The 15,890-nt window shown below is 71.5% G+C and carries 15 protein-coding genes; 14 read left to right on the top strand and 1 reads right to left on the bottom strand.

Annotation, left to right across the window (positions count from 1 at the left end; all coding sequences use genetic code 11):
• The 9 genes from ABZV06_RS16895 to ABZV06_RS16855 all read left to right on the top strand — a co-directional run.
• Positions 1-359: methyltransferase domain-containing protein (locus ABZV06_RS16895; RefSeq protein ID WP_355622312.1), on the top strand; the 359-nt coding region annotated here is incomplete at its 5' end.
• Positions 356-1,207 (top strand): class I SAM-dependent methyltransferase, encoded by an 852-nt coding sequence (locus ABZV06_RS16890; protein ID WP_355243381.1) that lies wholly within the window; start codon positions 356-358, stop codon positions 1,205-1,207. The genes ABZV06_RS16895 and ABZV06_RS16890, both read left to right, overlap by 4 nt.
• Positions 1,207-2,514 carry a glycosyltransferase family 2 protein gene (locus ABZV06_RS16885; protein WP_355622309.1) on the top strand — a complete coding sequence of 436 codons (1,308 nt, stop codon included), beginning with the start codon at positions 1,207-1,209 and terminating at the stop codon, positions 2,512-2,514. The genes ABZV06_RS16890 and ABZV06_RS16885 overlap by 1 nt, the downstream gene beginning before the upstream one ends.
• Positions 2,507-3,667 carry a glycosyltransferase gene (locus tag ABZV06_RS16880; protein WP_355243387.1) on the top strand — a complete coding sequence of 387 codons (1,161 nt, stop codon included), beginning with the start codon at positions 2,507-2,509 and terminating at the stop codon, positions 3,665-3,667. Before ABZV06_RS16885 ends, ABZV06_RS16880 begins: the two co-directional genes overlap by 8 nt.
• A complete protein-coding gene (locus tag ABZV06_RS16875) occupies positions 3,664-4,980 on the top strand; it encodes an O-antigen ligase family protein (protein ID WP_355243389.1) in 1,317 nt (438 codons plus the stop codon). Before ABZV06_RS16880 ends, ABZV06_RS16875 begins: the two co-directional genes overlap by 4 nt.
• Positions 4,977-5,924, top strand: coding sequence for a glycosyltransferase family 2 protein (locus ABZV06_RS16870; RefSeq protein WP_355622307.1), 948 nt, complete (start codon positions 4,977-4,979; stop codon positions 5,922-5,924). Before ABZV06_RS16875 ends, ABZV06_RS16870 begins: the two co-directional genes overlap by 4 nt.
• A complete protein-coding gene (locus tag ABZV06_RS16865; RefSeq protein WP_355243395.1) occupies positions 5,924-7,123 on the top strand; it encodes a glycosyltransferase in 1,200 nt (399 codons plus the stop codon). Before ABZV06_RS16870 ends, ABZV06_RS16865 begins: the two co-directional genes overlap by 1 nt.
• The gene (locus ABZV06_RS16860; protein WP_355622304.1) at positions 7,123-9,093 is read left to right on the top strand and encodes a hypothetical protein; all 1,971 of its coding nucleotides are present in this window, start codon (positions 7,123-7,125) and stop codon (positions 9,091-9,093) included. The genes ABZV06_RS16865 and ABZV06_RS16860 overlap by 1 nt, the downstream gene beginning before the upstream one ends.
• A gap of 76 nt (positions 9,094-9,169) precedes the next feature.
• Positions 9,170-10,033, top strand: coding sequence for a TylF/MycF family methyltransferase (locus ABZV06_RS16855; RefSeq protein WP_355243401.1), 864 nt, complete (start codon positions 9,170-9,172; stop codon positions 10,031-10,033).
• A gap of 340 nt (positions 10,034-10,373) precedes the next feature.
• On the opposite strand, the gene ABZV06_RS16850 is transcribed toward ABZV06_RS16855, so the two are convergent.
• Positions 10,374-11,426, bottom strand: a complete 1,053-nt coding sequence (locus ABZV06_RS16850) for an LCP family protein (RefSeq protein WP_355622301.1) — start codon at positions 11,424-11,426, stop codon at positions 10,374-10,376.
• A gap of 186 nt (positions 11,427-11,612) precedes the next feature.
• Between ABZV06_RS16850 and ABZV06_RS16845 the strand changes: the two genes are divergently transcribed.
• From ABZV06_RS16845 to wecB, 5 genes are read left to right on the top strand one after another with little or no spacing between them, the layout of a single operon-like run.
• Entirely contained in the window at positions 11,613-11,762 is a 150-nt protein-coding gene (locus ABZV06_RS16845; RefSeq protein ID WP_355243407.1) for a peptidase, read from the top strand.
• Positions 11,759-12,304: a hypothetical protein gene (locus ABZV06_RS16840; protein ID WP_355243410.1), complete on the top strand. Its 546-nt coding sequence runs from the start codon at positions 11,759-11,761 to the stop codon at positions 12,302-12,304. Before ABZV06_RS16845 ends, ABZV06_RS16840 begins: the two co-directional genes overlap by 4 nt.
• Entirely contained in the window at positions 12,294-13,823 is a 1,530-nt protein-coding gene (locus ABZV06_RS16835) for a glycosyltransferase (protein ID WP_355622298.1), read from the top strand. The genes ABZV06_RS16840 and ABZV06_RS16835 overlap by 11 nt, the downstream gene beginning before the upstream one ends.
• 6 nt (positions 13,824-13,829) lie before the next feature.
• The gene (locus ABZV06_RS16830) at positions 13,830-14,693 is read left to right on the top strand and encodes a choice-of-anchor P family protein (protein WP_355622295.1); all 864 of its coding nucleotides are present in this window, start codon (positions 13,830-13,832) and stop codon (positions 14,691-14,693) included.
• 6 nt (positions 14,694-14,699) lie between these two features.
• Positions 14,700-15,860 (top strand): UDP-N-acetylglucosamine 2-epimerase (non-hydrolyzing), encoded by a 1,161-nt coding sequence (wecB, locus tag ABZV06_RS16825; RefSeq protein ID WP_355243419.1) that lies wholly within the window; start codon positions 14,700-14,702, stop codon positions 15,858-15,860.
• Positions 15,861-15,890 lie beyond the last annotated feature (30 nt).

Genomic DNA, 15,890 nt, shown 5'->3' with positions numbered 1-15,890 from the left:
CCGCCCACACCGCCCTCACCCCCGGCGGCTGGCTCGCCCTCGAAGTCCCCAACATCGCCTCCGCCGCCGCCCACCGACTCGGCACCGACTGGCCCGGCCTCCAGCCGCGCTACCACCGCTGGCACTTCACCCCCGCGACGCTGACCCGGCTCGTGACCGACGCCGGCTTCGAGGTGGTCCGGCAGGACACGGCGGTCTTCCGCTACTACATGCCGCTGCGCTACCGGCTGCGGCACGCGCGACACCTCCTACCCGCCGACCTGATCGGGCTCCGCTCACCGCGGCTGACCCATCCGCGCCTCGGCGACCTGCTCCGGGTGATCGCCCGGACGCCACAACACCGACGGAGTACCCGATGAAACTTGATGGGATCGAGCTGGTCCGGTGCCGGCTCTGCGGCCGCGCCGGCGGGCACTCGCCGACGCTCGGCGACCTGCTGTGGAGCTGCCCCGACTGCGGCTTCGTCTGGACGGCCGGCGACGCGCCGGACCCGGAGGAGTTGTACGACGAGGCGTACTACACCACCGACGGGTACCAGGAGTACTTCGCCTCGGCCGGTCAACGCCGGTTCGAGGCCGCCCGGCGGCTGCGGTGGCTGCTCTCGGCAACCCGACCCACCACCCTCATCGAAGCCGGCTGCGCCGGCGGCTACTTCCTCGAAGCCGCCCACCACGCCGGCATCAACGCCACCGGCATCGAAGTCAGCCACGCCGCCGCCCAGTACGCCCGCGACCACCTCCACATGCCCGTCCGCCAGGGCTACTTCGAAACCATCGCACCCACCCTCACCGCCGACACCATCTGCGCCTTCCACGTCCTCGAACACGTCCAAGACCCCCGCGCCTTCCTGCACGCCGCCCACACCGCCCTCACCCCCGGCGGCTGGCTCGCCCTCGAAGTCCCCAACATCGCCTCCGCCGCCGCCCACCGACTCGGCACCGACTGGCCCGCCATCGCTCCGGCGTACCACCGGTGGCACTTCACCCCGGACACGCTCACCCAGATGCTGGTGGAGACCGGTTTCCGGGTCATCTCCCACGACACGGTCTTCTCGCGGTTCTACTGGCGACCGGCTGCCCGACTGCGCAACGCACGGAACCTCCTGGTCGCCGACGTCGCCGCCAGCCGTTCACCCCGGGTGACGCACAGCCGGCTCGGCGACCTGCTGCGGATCTTCGCCCGTCGGGACGACCGGAGCGTGTCGTGATGGGCGCCCCACTGCTGTCGGTCCTGCTGATCAGTTGGAACACGCGCGAGCAGACCCGGCAGTGCCTGGAGTCGCTGGCCGCGACCGCCCCCGCCGACCTGGACTACGAGGTGGTGGCCGTCGACAACGCCTCCTCCGACGGCTCCGCCGACATGCTCGCCGACCAACCTCGGGTCCGCCTGATCCGGAACAGCCACAACACCGGCTTCGCAGCCGCCGTGAACCAGGCGTACCGTCGGTCGACCGGGCAGTTGGTCCTGCTGCTCAACAGCGACATCCGGTTCCACCCGGGCGCGCTGTCCCGGATGGTCGACCATCTGCGGGAACGGCCGGACGTGGCCGGGGTCAGCCCGCTGTACCTCAACCCGGACGGCACATTCCAGCAGCACTACGTCCAGCAGCCCAGCTTCGCCGCCAGCATCGCGCTGGTCACCGCGCTGCGCCGCGTGCCCGGGTTCCGCCAGGCGCTGCACCGGTTCCAGATGCGCGGCGAGGACTTCAGCCGCCCCCGGCAACTCGCCTCCGGTAGCTGCATGCTGCTGCGCCGTTCGGTGCTCGGACGACAGACCATCTTCGACGAGACGTTCCCGGTCTACTGGAACGACGCCATCCTGGCCCGTCAGCTCCAGCAGGCCGGTCACCAACTGTGGATGCTCCCCGACGCGGTGGTGACCCACAGCCGAGGAGCGTCCTGCCGGCTACTCGGGCCGGCCATCCGCTTCCGACACCTCCTGGGCAGCATGGTCGGCTACCTGCGGACGACCCAACCCCGGCACCGGATGGCGGTGTTCCAGGCCGTCCTGCTCGTCGACCACCTGGTCAAGCGGCTGTTCGGCCGACACGTCCAGCTGGGTATGGCCGACCTGCTCGCCGCCCTGCGCGGCGACGTCGGTCCGCTGCCCGACGGCGACACCCGCGACTGGGTGGTGCTGTTCAGCCGCAACCGCTGGTCGGTCGAACGACACCAGACCGAATTGGAGCAGCTGGCGACCGGGCAGCGGTTGCTCTTCGTCGACCCGCCGGGCCGTCGTCCCCGCTGGCGGTGCGAGATGACCCCGATCGGCTCGACGGCCTGGCGCGCCGTCGCGCCGACCGCGCTGCCGCTGGGTGACGCGTTGCCACCGGTGAACTGGATCAACCGCCGGATCGCGGCCGGCGCCCTGCGGCGCTGGCTGGACCGACAGGCCGGCGCTCGCCTGCTGCGGCTCGACGACGAGCGCGCCCGACCCGTGCTGGGCCGGCTCGGCGAGGACGAGGTGCTGCCCACCGTGGCACCCCGACCGATGCAGGGGTCGCGCCGTGGTTGAGAGCACGCTTCGCCCATCGGCGCCGACCGACGACTCCACGGTCACCGACGACCGGGACTGGGTGGTCGTCTTCAGCGGCACCCCGTGGGCCAACGGCGCCCACCGCCAGCACGCCCTGGCGCGCGAGCTGACCGTCGACCACCGGGTGCTCTTCGTCGACCCCGCCGGGCACCTCCCCCGCTGGCGGCTGCGCGTCCGCCAAGTGGCCGACGGCCTGTGGCAGTGCGCCGGGCCCGCGCTGCTGCCGCTCGGCCGGCACCTGCCGCCGGTCAACCGGATCAACCGCTGGTTCGCCGCGCTCCGGCTCCGCCGCTGGTTCCGCCGGCATGCCGATTCGGTACGACTGCTGTGGCTGGACGAGGACCTGGCCGCGCCGGTCGCCGCCCGACTGGACGCGTCCGCCGTGGTGTACGACGCCACCGACCTGGACTGGACGTTCACGAGACGCTGGAACCGTCGGCACCTGCGGCGGGCGTTGGACTCCGCCGTCGGCGCGGCCGACCTCGTCCTCGCCTCGTCCAGCGCGCTACCGGAACGGATGCCCGCCGTCGACCCCGCGCCCGTGGTGCTGGCCAACGGATGCGATCCGGAGCACTTCTCGCCGGACGGCCCCGTCGCGCCCTGGTTGACCGGGATGCGCCGGCCACTGATCGGTTACAGCGGGGCGGTCGACACCCGCGCCTTCGACGGGGACCTGGTCGCCGAGGTCGCCCGGGCGCACCCCGAGTGGACCTTCGTGCTGATCGGCCCGTCCACCCGTGCCGGCCGCGCCCCGCTGCTGCACCTGTCCAACGTGCACCTGGTGGACGCCGTCGGCTTCGCCGAGGTGCCGAACATCCTGCGCGCCTGCGACGTCACCGTCATCCCCTACCGGGTCGGCAGCCTCGTCGACTACGTGCACCCGAAGAAGTGCTACGAGTACCTGGCCCTCGGCAAGCCCGTCGTCGCGACACCGCTGCCCGCGCTGCGGGCACTGGCCGACGTCATCGCCCTCGCCGACGACGCGGAGGGCTTCGCCGCCGCCATCGACGCTGCGCTGGACGGTGCTGACGCCCCCGAGCAGGTGGCCCTACGTCGGGCGGTCGCCACCCGCAACAGCTGGTCGATCCGGGGTGTGCGGCTGCGCTCACTGCTGGCGGGGTTGCCGCGATGAGAGTGCCGATCGTCGCACCGACCGTGCTCCTCGGCGGCGCCGGGCTCGGTGCCCTGGTCACCGTGGTCACCCTGCTGCCCGGGCCGGTCGGACTGGCCGCCGCCGCCGGCGTACTCGCCTGTGGCGTCTTCCTGCTCTGGCCCTGGGCGGTGCTGCCGGTCGGCATCATCGGCGGCGCCGTGATCGGTGCCGTGCTCAGCGGCGGCGACGTCCGGGGATTCATCGCGGTGAAGGTGCTGCTGCTGGCCGCCGGCGGTGCCGCGCTGGCCGTGCGGCACTGGCTGCGGGTGGAGGGGCCGACTCGGCGTACCCCCGCCGACCTGGGCATGCTGACCCTCATCGGGTTGACCGTCGTGGCCGCGGTCTACGGCCTGGCCGTCGGCAACCGCTCCGGGGAGGTGCTGGTCGCCGCGTACCAGATGGCCACGATCCCGGTGTACTTCTTCGTCGCGACCCACACCCTGACCACGGCCCGGCGGATCCTGGCGGCCGGGGTCCTGTACGTGGTGCTGGCGGGCACCTTCACCGCCCTCTCGGTCACCACGCCGGGACGGCACGGCGGACTCATCACCCTGATGGCGGTCCCGCCGCTGATCTGGGCCGCCGGTCGACTGCGCGGGTGGCGCCGCAACGGCGTCCTCCTGCTCGCCGGGTTCTTCGCCGTCGACGTCCTGCTGGCGTCGTACCGGGGAATCTGGCTCGCCGCCGCGCTGGCCCTGCTGGTCATGCTGGTCCGTGGTGGTCGGGCCGTCCGCACCGGCCTGGCCGCGACCGCCGCCGCCGCGGTCGCGGTGGCGGCGGTCCTCGCCCTGCAACCGGGGGTACGGGACCGGGCCGGCGAGATCGCCAAGGGCCTGGCGCAGTCGGCCGGCTACCGGGGTGCGGAGTCGTCGGTGGGCCTGGGTGTCTTCGCCGACCAGCCGCTGGTCGGCGCCGGCCTCGGCCAGAGCACGCCGGGCGTCTACCTGTCGGGCTTCACCCTCACCGACGTCGGGCCGGTCTACCACGCCTTCTACGTCACGGTACTGGCGAACCTCGGACTGGTCGGCCTCCTGCTCGTGCTCTGGCCGATCCTGCGCAGCATCCGCGTCGGCCTGCGCAGCCGGGACGGGATCACCCTGCCGTTCGCGGCGCTGTCCTGCGGCTTCCTGGCCGCCGCGGTCTTCGCGGCGCCGACCGACGGGCACTGGGAACTGGGCCTGTTGCCGGCACTGACCCTGCTCGCCGCACAACGGGACGGTGCGCCGCTCCGACGATTCGCGGGAGCGCCGCTCCTGCACCGTCCGCTGCACCGGACGGGAGTCACGGTATGAGTAACGCCGACGCCACCGCCGTCGTGGTGACCCACAACTCGGAGCGGCAGATCGTCGCCGCCCTGACCGCGCTGCGGCAGGAGGGACTGCCGGTACGACTGGTGGACAACGCCTCCACCGACGGCACGGTCGCGCTCGTCCGACACCGTTTCCCGGAGGTGACGGTCCTCGCCAGCACCACCAACACCGGCTTCGCCAGCGCGGTGAACCGGGCCGCTGCCGGGATCGACACCGACGTCGTACTCCTGGTCAACCCGGACTGCGTGGTCACCCCCGGCATGGCCGCGGAGCTGGTCCGGGTCATCAGGAGTCGACAGTCGGTGGGCATCGCGGGACCACGGCTCGTCGACGCGTACGGCCGAATCGCGATCAGCGCGCACCGGTTCGAGTCCCTCGGCACGGTGCTGGCCAGCCGTTTCGGTGGGTCGCTGGCACCGGTCGCGCTGCGCCGGCTGCTCAGCGGCCGGCAGCGCCGGGCCGCCTACGACGCCTGCGTACGGGGAGCGCAGCCGGTGGCGGTGGACTGGGTCTCCGGGGCCTGCCTGGCGGTACGCACCGACCTGTTCGAGGCGGTCGGCGGGCTCGACGAGGGCTACTTCCTCTACTACGAGGACGAGGAGCTGTGCCTCCAGGTCGCCCGGCGCGGCGCCGAGGTGCTGTACGTGCCGTCGGTGACCGCCCTGCACACCGGCGGCGCGAGCAGCTCCGATCCGGCCTGGATCTGGCCCCACCTCTACCGCAGCATGCTGCGGTACTTCGCCCGGCACCGAGCCGGCACCCTGCACGCCGTACGCGGTGTCGTGCTGCTGCGCGCCCTGATCGGTATCGGCCTGGCCGGTGTGCGGATGCCCCTGCAACCCCGAGCCGGGACGGCGCGGTTGCGGGCCTGGACCCGCATCGGCCGGATCGCGGTCACCCGAGGAGAGACGAGAGGAGGAGCGTGATGCACGTCCTGATCACGGTGGCCGGCAAGCGCACCGAACACTGGACGGACCTGTTCGACGTGCTGTGTGAACAGCCCGACGTCACCCTGACCGTACTCGCCGCGGACGTGTCCCCGGTGACACGACGCGAGCTGGCCCGGCTCAGTGCGCGACACCGCCGACTGCGGTACCACGTCGTCCCGCACCTGCTCGGCGAGTCGCTGACCGGACACATGGCCTCGGTGCTGTTCCGTGTCCCCGGCGGCCACGACGTGACCACTACCCGCCCCGACATCCTGCATGTCATCGGCGAGGCGGCCTACCTCACCACCTGGCAGGCCCTGCGGCTGCGTCAACGCTGCTGGGCCGGGGTGCCCACCACCCTGTACGCCGCGCAGAACGTGGTGACCCGGTTCCCGGTGCCCTTTCCCCGGATCGAGCGACAGTCCTATCTGTCCGTCGACCACGCCTTCCCGATCACGCCGGCCGCGCTGCACGTGCTGCGCGTCAAGGGCTACCGCGGCCCGGCCACGATCGTCCCGCTCGGTGTGGACACCCGGGTCTTCCGCCCGTTGCCCACCGATCCGGCGATGCGCCCGTTCACCGTCGGATTCGTCGGACGGTTCGAGCCGCACAAGGGCGTGACCGACCTGCTGCGCGCCGCCGAGCTGATCGACTGCGACGTGTCGCTGGTCGGGGACGGCAGCCTGCGCGGCGAGATCGAACGGGCGGCCGCGCGACGGCCCGGCCGGGTGCACCGGCACGGCTGGGCCGGGCACGCCGAACTGCCCGGGTTGCTGAACCGGATGGACACGTTGGCGATGCCGTCGGTCGAGGTCGTGCAGCGCAACACCCTGCCCTGGGTCGGCATCCCGTTGCGCGAACAGTTCGGCCGGGTGCTGGTCGAGGCCATGGCCTGTGGCGTACCGGTCGTGGGCAGCGACGTCGGCGAAATTCCCTACGTGGTGGGCGATGCCGGCCTGATCTTCCCCGCTGGCGACGTACCCGCGCTGGCGGCCCGCCTCGCGCTACTGCGCGACGATCCCTCACTCGCCGGCCGGCTGGCGAACCAGGGGCTGCACCGAGCGGACGCCGAGTTCGACTGGGACCGCATCGCCGACACCCTCTGCGCCACCTGGCGCGGGCTGCTGTCCCCCACCCGCCCCTTTCGCACACCGCCCGCCGAGGCCGGGCACTCAACAAGAGAGGCAATCGCCTGATGAGCGCGTCGATAGATGTCAAGGGTCTGCTCGGTGCCTCGTGGCGCCGCGTGGGCGTACCGCTGATCGGCCTGTGCGCGGGCCTGGCCGCCGCCCAGGGGGTCACCGCACTCCTACCGGCCCGTTACGAGGCCGAGGCGTCCGTGCTGGTCAGCGCCGAACAGACCGACGAGAGCCGACCCGCGGACCTGGCTCTCGCGCAGAACCTCACACCCACCATCGCCCGGCTCGTCGGCTCCCGTGAGGTCGCGATCGAGACGGCGCGCACGCTGCGACTGCCCGAGCACGCGGTACTCGGCCACGTCAGCGGTGAGTACGAACTCGGCCTCCAGATCATCACCGTGCACGCGAGTGCCGGTTCCGGGGCGCAGGCCGCCGCTATCGCGAACGTGGCCTCCCGTGCCGCCAGCGAACGCCTCAGCAAACTGGAGATGGGCGGCCCGACCAGAATCAGCGCCCGGGTGCTCGACACCGCCAGCACGCCGGCCATCCCCGCCTTCCCGAAACCGATGTTGAACGGCGTACTCGGGGCCCTGGCCGGGCTTCTGGCCGGCTGGGGCGCGACGCTCCTACGCGACCGGTTCGACAGTCGACTACGCGACGTCGGGCAGGTCGAGACGCGCCTGGGCCTGCCGGTCCTCGGCGTGCTGCCGAAGCTACCGCGCCGGTTCTCCCGCCACCACGCCAGCGCGCTCTACGCGCGCACCGACGTCACCGACGCCGTACGCGCCACGATCTCGACGCTCAGTGTGCTCACCGCCCCGCTGCCACGCCGGAGGCTGCTGGTCACCAGCGCCCACGACGACGACGGCAAGGCGCTGGTGACCGCGCTGCTCGGTCTCGGCCTGGCCGACGAGCACTGCCGGGCCACCCTGGTGGACGGGGCGGTACGGGACCCGGTGTTGTCCGGCCACTTCCCGGAGGCGCCACACACCTGGCAGCAGGTCCTGGCGCAGAAGTGCTCTCCGGTGCGTCTGGTCGACTTCCCCACCCTGACGGTGCTGCCGGCCGAGCCCCGCGAGGGCGCCGACACGCGGGCCCTGCACGACCTGGGCGGGCTTCTCAACACGTTGGGCGAGGACGAGGACTGCGTACTCGTGCACGCGCCGCCGATCCTGGCGGGACGGGAGATCTCCGCCTTCGCCCAGCACGCGGACGGTGTGCTGCTGGTCATCCGGGCTGGCCGGACGAACCTCGACGACGGTACGCGGGCAGCCCGGCTCGTCCAGCGCCTCGGACTTCCCCTGGCCGGTGTCGTGGTGATCGGGGCGGAGGCGCGGACGGACAACCGCGCGGCCGCGCAACAACCGGCCCCGCCGCTGGACGCCGTCCAGGACACGCTGTCGCTGCCGTCCGCGAGGTCGGGCGCCGTCATCCGGGAGTTGGTCAGCGCGCTCGTCGAGGACTCCTCGGGTAGCAGTGGCGGTCGGCATCGCCGGCAGGCCGCAGAGCCGGGCGGATCGGGTCGCGCGCCCGGAAGCGGCAAGACGGTCGAGGGCACCGCGGTCGAACGGCCGACTCCGGTCGAGCGGTCGACGCCGACCGACCGGACCGCCCCGGCCGAGCGGTCGCCGGCCTCCCACGCGGCGGTCGTGTCCACCCGCGTCGAGGACGCCATCACCGAGCCCAACCCGGTGGTGACCGACGTCCCGCAGCGCCCCGAGCAGGCGGCGACGCCGCGCGTCCAGCCCGGACAGGCGGATGGCTCACCGACCCGGGGCAGCGCCGCCGGAGTGAGCGTGCTCGGCCGGCCACTGGCCCGGCCCGAGGCGACCTGGCGGACGGCGATGACCGAGTCCGTCGCGTCGCCGTCGTCGCCGCAGACACCCATTCCCGACCCGACGGGTCGGTGGTCGTCCTACGGGCAGGAGCTACTGCCCGCCGGGCGACCGAGTACGGAACGACTCTCGTCCACGTCCATCGTGCTGCGCCGGGCGGTCGCCGTCGGCGACTCCGAACGCTGGGGCTGACGCACGAGGGACGGCTGGCCGCACGCCCCGTCGGACCGCCAGTTGCCGATCACAGACACCGATAAGGAGATTGCCGATGAGTGAGATGTTGGCGCCGACCCAGTCATCCGACCGGATGCTGGACGATCCCCGTGCGCTCTACTGCGACCTGCTCAAGAAGGCGTTGACCAGATACGTCTTCCGCGAGACGTGGATGCCCTACCAGCCGCGCCGGGGTTCCCTGCACGGCCGGCTCCTGCAGCGCGGCCGGCATCTGCTGCAGCGCAAGGGGCTGGAACTGGTGCTCCAGTTCCCGTTCGACCCGGAGGCACGGGCCAACGGCCGGGACTGGCCGCCGGAGGCCGACACGATGATCGGCCTGCGCCGGCTGGACAACCTGGAGCAGTGCATCGCGGACGTGCTGGACCGGGGCGTACCCGGCGACCTGATCGAGACCGGGGTCTGGCGGGGCGGCGCGACCATCTTCATGCGCGGAATGCTGCGCGCCTACGGCGACCGGGACCGCACGGTGTGGGTCGCGGACTCGTTCCGTGGTCTGCCGAAGCCGGACCCCCGCCGGGTCGAGGACGTCGAGGACGCGCTGTGGCAGGTGCCCTTCCTGGCCGTGTCGCAGGAGCAGGTGCAGGCGAACTTCGAACGGTACGGGCTCCTCGACGACCAGGTCCGCTTCCTCAAGGGCTGGTTCTCGGACACCCTGCCCAGCGCTCCGGTGGAACGCCTGGCGGTGATGCGTCTCGACGGGGACCTCTACGACTCGACGATGGTGGCGCTTCGTTCGCTCTACCCGAAGCTGTCGGTCGGGGGGTACGTGATCATCGACGACTACCACGCCGTACGCGGATGCAAGCAGGCCGTGGACGACTTCCGTGCCGAGCACGGCATCGAGGACGAGCTGCACCAGGTCGACTGGACGTGCCGCTACTGGCAGCGGTCGCGCTAGCTGTACTGCTAGGCCGTGTGTCAAAGCCCCTGGCCGGCCTGCGGAGGCCGAGAGGACCGGCCGTTTCGGCCGTTGGCGAACCGCCGCTCGCGGGCCCGTGGTCCGGCCGGATCGGAGCCGCCCGCTCCATTGAGCGTGATGCCTGTGAGTCATCTTGATGCCTCACAGGCATCACCCTCATTGTGGTGTCCGCCGTCCGCCGTCCGCCCCTCGGCTCGACCGAGGACCTTGACAGACGGCCTAGACGAGTAAGTCGAGCGGTATACCTCAGAGTCATATTCATTCCTCTGAGGTATACCGCTCAATGCCGTGTCCGCCTCCTACGGAGGTGCGGCGCGGCTCAGTTGGCCGGTGCCGTCTGCGGGTTGGTCGCGAGCCACTGGGTGACCCGGTCCTCGCGCACGGCCGCGAAGAGAGCCTGGGCCTTCACCTCGTCCAGCCGTACCGCGGACCCGGCCGGGGTCTGCAGGTTGGGGTCACTGAAGGGGACGGTGACGAACTGGACGGTCTCGGGCTTCACCCGGCGCACCGCGAGGGCGAGGTCGGCCAGATTGAGGTCACGGTCGACGATGAGTGACTCGGCCGCCGTGGTGAGCACCCGGTCGAGTCGGGTCGGGTTGGTGAGCAGACTCGTCGCGCTGATCCGCTCCGCGAGGGCACGGACCACCAACTGTTGGTCGTAGATGCGCCCGAAGTCGCCGCCGGGCACCCCGTGCCGCTGACGCATCAGGTCGTCGGCGGCCCTGCCGTCCAGGTCGTGGCAGCCGGCGGTCCAGGTGACCCCCGTGTCCGAGGAGGTGACCGGGTACGGCAGGCAGACGTTGATGGCGCCCACCGCGTCCACGAGCTTGCGGACGGCGGCGAAGTTGGCCACCAGCACCCCGTCCAGGGTCAGACCGGTGAGCTTGGCGACCGTCTCGGCGGCCAGCGCGGCGCCGCCGAAGGCGAACGCTGCGTTGATCTTGTTGAGTCCGCCGGACCAGACCCCTCCGGCGGCGGGGACGTCGACGTAACTGTCCCGGGGTATCGAGACGACGGTGGCCGCGTCCCGGGCGGCGTTGACGTGCACCAGCATGAGCGTGTCCGACCGCTGACCGGGGTAGAGAGCCTGATCAGGCTCACCGTCGCGCGAGTCCGATCCGAGCAGCAGCAGGTTGAGGGGCCCCGACTCCCAGCGGCGTTCGTCGTGGGGCGCGGTGCCCTGTCCGAGGATGTCCTCGCGCTGTACCCGACTCTCGTACCGGTGCTTCAGGCCGAAGCCGACCGTGACGAGGCCCGCGCAGAGCACCGCGAAGACCAGGGTCAACCCGATCATGGCTTTCTGCCAGCCCGCCATCGCCCGCCATCGGGACGTTGCCGCCGGGCCCGTCCTGCCGGGGTAACCGGTCACCATCTTGACCACCTCTGCGCCACCTGTCGGGACATCGAATCTGTTGCGGAGCAAGGGATGCTGGCCGACCAACAGCGTCAACCACTTAAGGGGTATTTAATCACTCTTTAGGGTTTCTATGGGTTTTTATCCTGTTTGCCCGATTCCGGCGATGCCATCCTGACCTCCGAGTTGACGAGGGAGATGGCCATGTACGGAGTACCTACCAAGGGTCCACACATCGGCGGAGGGCTGGCCGCCACCGGGGTCGCCATCCAGTCGTGGTTGCTGGTCGGCGTCGGCCTGGTCGTTCTCGGCCTGGCGTTGTGGTTCGTCGCCCTGCTGGGCCGCGAACGATGACAGGTTCCTCCAGCTGGGGGGCATGGCTGCGCGCGACGACGGGCATCCTGTTCGGCGTCGCCGTGGCCGCCGCGACCCTGTGGCGGTGGCACGACATCGCCAGCGGCGAGGCATGGCTGAACGCCCGCCTGGTCGACGCCGTCGGCCTGGCGAACGCCAAGTCGATCGGCGCGGCGGTCATCTTCCCGCTCGACGAGCGCTGGGTCGGCTTCATGGTCTCCAGTGGATGCTCGGTCGCCATGTTGCTGATACCGCCGATCGTGCTGGCCTCGACGCTCGTCGGGTTCCGGCGCATCTCGATGTCACGTGGCCTGAACGCCCTGGGAATCGCCACCCTGCTGCTGATAACGGTGAACCAGGTGCGACTCGCCGCGGTGGTGGTCTCGATGCAGACCTGGGGCTTCCGGCTCGGCTACGAACGCAGTCACGTGCTGATCGGCTCCGTGATCACGACGGCCGGCCTGATCGCCGTTGCGATCCTGTTCGTCGTCCTGGTCAGCCGGACCAAGCGCATGCGGGGGGCGATCGCCGGTGTCCGCTGAGACCCAGACCCTCGCGTTGCTCAACACGGCGGCGTTCCTGCTCTGCGTCAGCTTCTGCGCGTACGTGCTGAGCATCCTGGTCTTCCACCTGAAGACCCGACGTAGCCGCGGCGGCAGCCCGGACGGCTTCGACTGGCACGTCATCGTGCCGTGCCGCAACGAGGCGTCAGTCATCGGCGACACGCTGCGGCGGCTGCTCGGCGACTTCCCCCAGGTGACCGTCTGGTGCGTCGACGACGCGTCCGACGACGGCACGCTCGCCGAGCTGGCCGCGTTCTCCCACGAGCCCCGGGTACACGTCGTCCGTCGTCAGCTACCGGACGCGCGGCAGGGCAAGGGCGCCGCACTGAACGCCGCCTGGCGCCGCATCGAGCAGTCGCTGCCGGCCGACGTCGACCGTACCCGGGTGATCGTCGGCGTCCTGGACGCGGACAGCCGGCTCGACCCGCAGGGCCCCGTCGCCCTTGCCGGCCGGCAGTACTTCGGCACGGAGGATGTCGGCGCCGTGCAGGTGGAGGTGCGGATGCTCCAGTGCGCGCCGCGCCGGTACGCCCCGGTGACCGAGGTCAGCGGATGGGGACGGCTGCTGATCCGGCTACAGGACATGGAGTTCCGCGCGCCGATCGCCGCCATGCAATCCCTGCGTCGACGCACCGGCAGCGTGGCGATGGGCGGCAACGGCCAGTTCACCCGCCTGTCGCTGCTCAACGACATCGCCGCCGAGCACGGCACACCCTGGCACGGTGCTCTGCTGGAAGACTTCGAGCTGGGCCTGCACATCCTGCTGGCCGGTGGCCACACCGAGTACTGCGCGGAGAGCTGGGTGGCCCAGGAGGCACTGACCCAGATCCGGCCCCTGGTGCGGCAGCGGACCCGCTGGGCTCAGGGCTCGATGCAGTGTGGCCGCTATCTGGGCAGGGTCCTGCGCTCGCCCCGGATCGGAAACTCCGCGACGCTGGAGATCGCCCACTTCCTGGCGGCACCGTGGACCCAGCTCCTCGGCACCCCGGTCTATGTCGCCTGCCTGGCGGTGATGATCTACTACGTCGACCACACCGCCGGCGGTCTGGGCGGCTGGTGGGACAGCGGCGGATGGGGCGTACCACCGCTGGTGCTCGTCTTCGGCATCGGGCCGTTCGCCCTGTGGGGAATCGTCTACCGGGCTCGCTGTGAGCCGCAGTTGTCGGTGAGCAAGGCCCTGCTGCTAGGCGTCTGCCACTGGCTCTACAGCTACGCCCAGTCGCTCGCGGTCTGGCTGGCCTTCGCCCGCATGGTGACCGCCCGCACCGACTGGCAGAAGACCGCCCGCGCCGCCGACCCGCAGCCGCAGGCCGCCCCGGTCCGGGCCATCGGTCGAGTGGCCGTACCGACCCAGCCCCGCCGGCACCACCCGGCCCGCGGTTCGAGCCGTGTCGACGGACCTCGCTCGATCAGACCGCCTCGCCACCTGGTCCACCTCGCGCACCTCACCACCACCCCCACCACTGACCACCCCACAACCGCCCACACCAGAAAGTAGACATCTATGCCACGAGTCAGATCCGGTCTCGCCCGAACCGCTGCGGTGCTGGCCGGTGGCCTCGCCATGGCCGTCCTGGCGGCCTCCCCGGCGTTCGCCGACACCTCCCAGTCGTCAGCCTCCGCGCTGCAGATCAGCCTGCTCGGTGGAGGACTCGCGAGTTCCGGCACCGCGTCGGCGACCAACGACGGCACCACCGAGTCGATCTCCGGCAACCAGAACCCGCCGTTGGGCGTGCTCGGCGGACAGACCGTCATCACCGCCGGGGTCCTGGCGCAGAATGTCCGCGCCTTCAACGACGGCACCTCGGCGGCCTGTGCCGGCGTGCTCGGCGTGGGTGGCACGGTGACCATCGGCGCCGGCGGGTCCTGCCTCGTCACGCCCGGCTCGGCAGTGTCGCTGAACCTCGGGACCAACGGTCTCGCCACGATCGCCCTGGTGGCCGACGCCATCTACTCGTCGTGCACCGCCACCAGCAGCCCGTCCGCGACGGGCACGACCTCCCTGGTCAACGCCCGCATCACGTCGACCCTGCTGGGCATCGAGACGACGCTGCTCAACCTGCCGGCCAACCCGTTGCCGAACACCGGGCTGAGCGTGCCGGGGCTGATCGACCTCACACTCAACAACCAGACCAGCTCGGGCGTCGGTCAGCTCAGCGTCACCGCGCTGAACCTCACCGCTCTCGGTGGGGCGCTCGCGGGCGTGACCATCGGCACGTCGAGCTGCGGGGCCAACGCGGTCGCACCGCCCATTCCGGTGATCCCGCTCGCCGGGGCACCGCTCGCACTCGGTATCGGCGCACTCGCGGCCGGCACCACCGGCGGGTTCTCGCTCTACCGGCGCCGCCGCGCGGCCGCCAGGAGCTGACCCACCATGTGTGCGAGCAGGTCGACGACACGAGAGGTCCTGATCCTCGCCGGCACCAGGCCGGAGGGTGTGAAGACCGCGCCTCTGATCCGCCGTCTCCTCGATGATCCGAGGTTCACGGTGCGGGTGGCGGACACCGGTCAACAACCGGGACGCGTCGCCGAGGCACTCCTCCCGTTCGGCCTCCGCCCCGAGGTGAGCCTGTGCCCGCAACGGCGTACCGGCTCGCTTGCGGAGCTGGCGGCGGCCCTCATCACGGGGGTCGACGACCTGCTCGCACACCACCGTCCAGCGGCGGTCGTGGTGCAAGGGGACACCACGACCGCCCTGGCCGGCGGGGCGGCCGCCTTCTGGCGACGTACCCCGATCGTCCACCTGGAAGCTGGCCTGCGGACCAACGACCTGGACCGGCCGTTCCCGGAGGAGGCGAACCGGGCGATGCTCGCCCGGATCGCCTCCCTGCACCTCGCGCCCACCGAGGAGGCCAGGACCAACCTCCTGTCCGAGGGCATCGCCTCCGAGGTGATCGCGGTGACCGGCAACACGGTCGTGGACGCGCTCGAGGACCTCATCGAGCGCGGGGCGGCCCGACCCCCGGCCTGGGTCGACCCGACCCGCAAGCTGGTGGTGGCGACCGCGCACCGCCGGGAGAACTGGGGCCAGGGAGTGGCGGCCACGATAGACGGACTCCGCCGGCTGGCACGGCAACGCCCCGACGTCCAGGTCGTCATGGTCGCCCATCCGAATCCCCGCCTCAGCGCGGAGGTCAGCGCGGGCCTGGCGGGTATCGCCAACGCACGGGTCACCCCGCCACTGGCCTACCCGCAGATGGTCGGGCTGCTGCGGATGGCCGACCTGGTCGTCACGGACTCCGGCGGACTCCAGGAGGAGGCGGCCACCCTGGGCGTGCCGCTGCTGGTGACCAGGGACACCACCGAACGTCCGGAAGCCCTGGCGGCGGGTCGGGGCGAGCTGGTCGGCACCGATCCGGAGTTGCTGCTCTCGGCCGGGCTCCGGCATCTCGCCAGCGCTCGCGTGCCGGCGGTCGGCTCACCGTTCGGCGACGGACGGGCCGCCGAGCGGTGCGTCGCCGCCATGGCGCGGCTCCTGGACGTGTCGGCTCGGCGCGTCACGCAGGTACGCCGGACGATCGGCGCCGCAACCTGACACACCACTGATTCGGACAATCGTTAGAAT

The sequence above is a fragment of the Micromonospora sp. NPDC005172 genome (assembly GCF_040608555.1).
Classification (GTDB): domain Bacteria; phylum Actinomycetota; class Actinomycetes; order Mycobacteriales; family Micromonosporaceae; genus Micromonospora.
The sequence above is the reverse complement of the archived record's forward strand: the minus strand, read 5'-3'. Positions and strand labels throughout refer to the sequence as shown.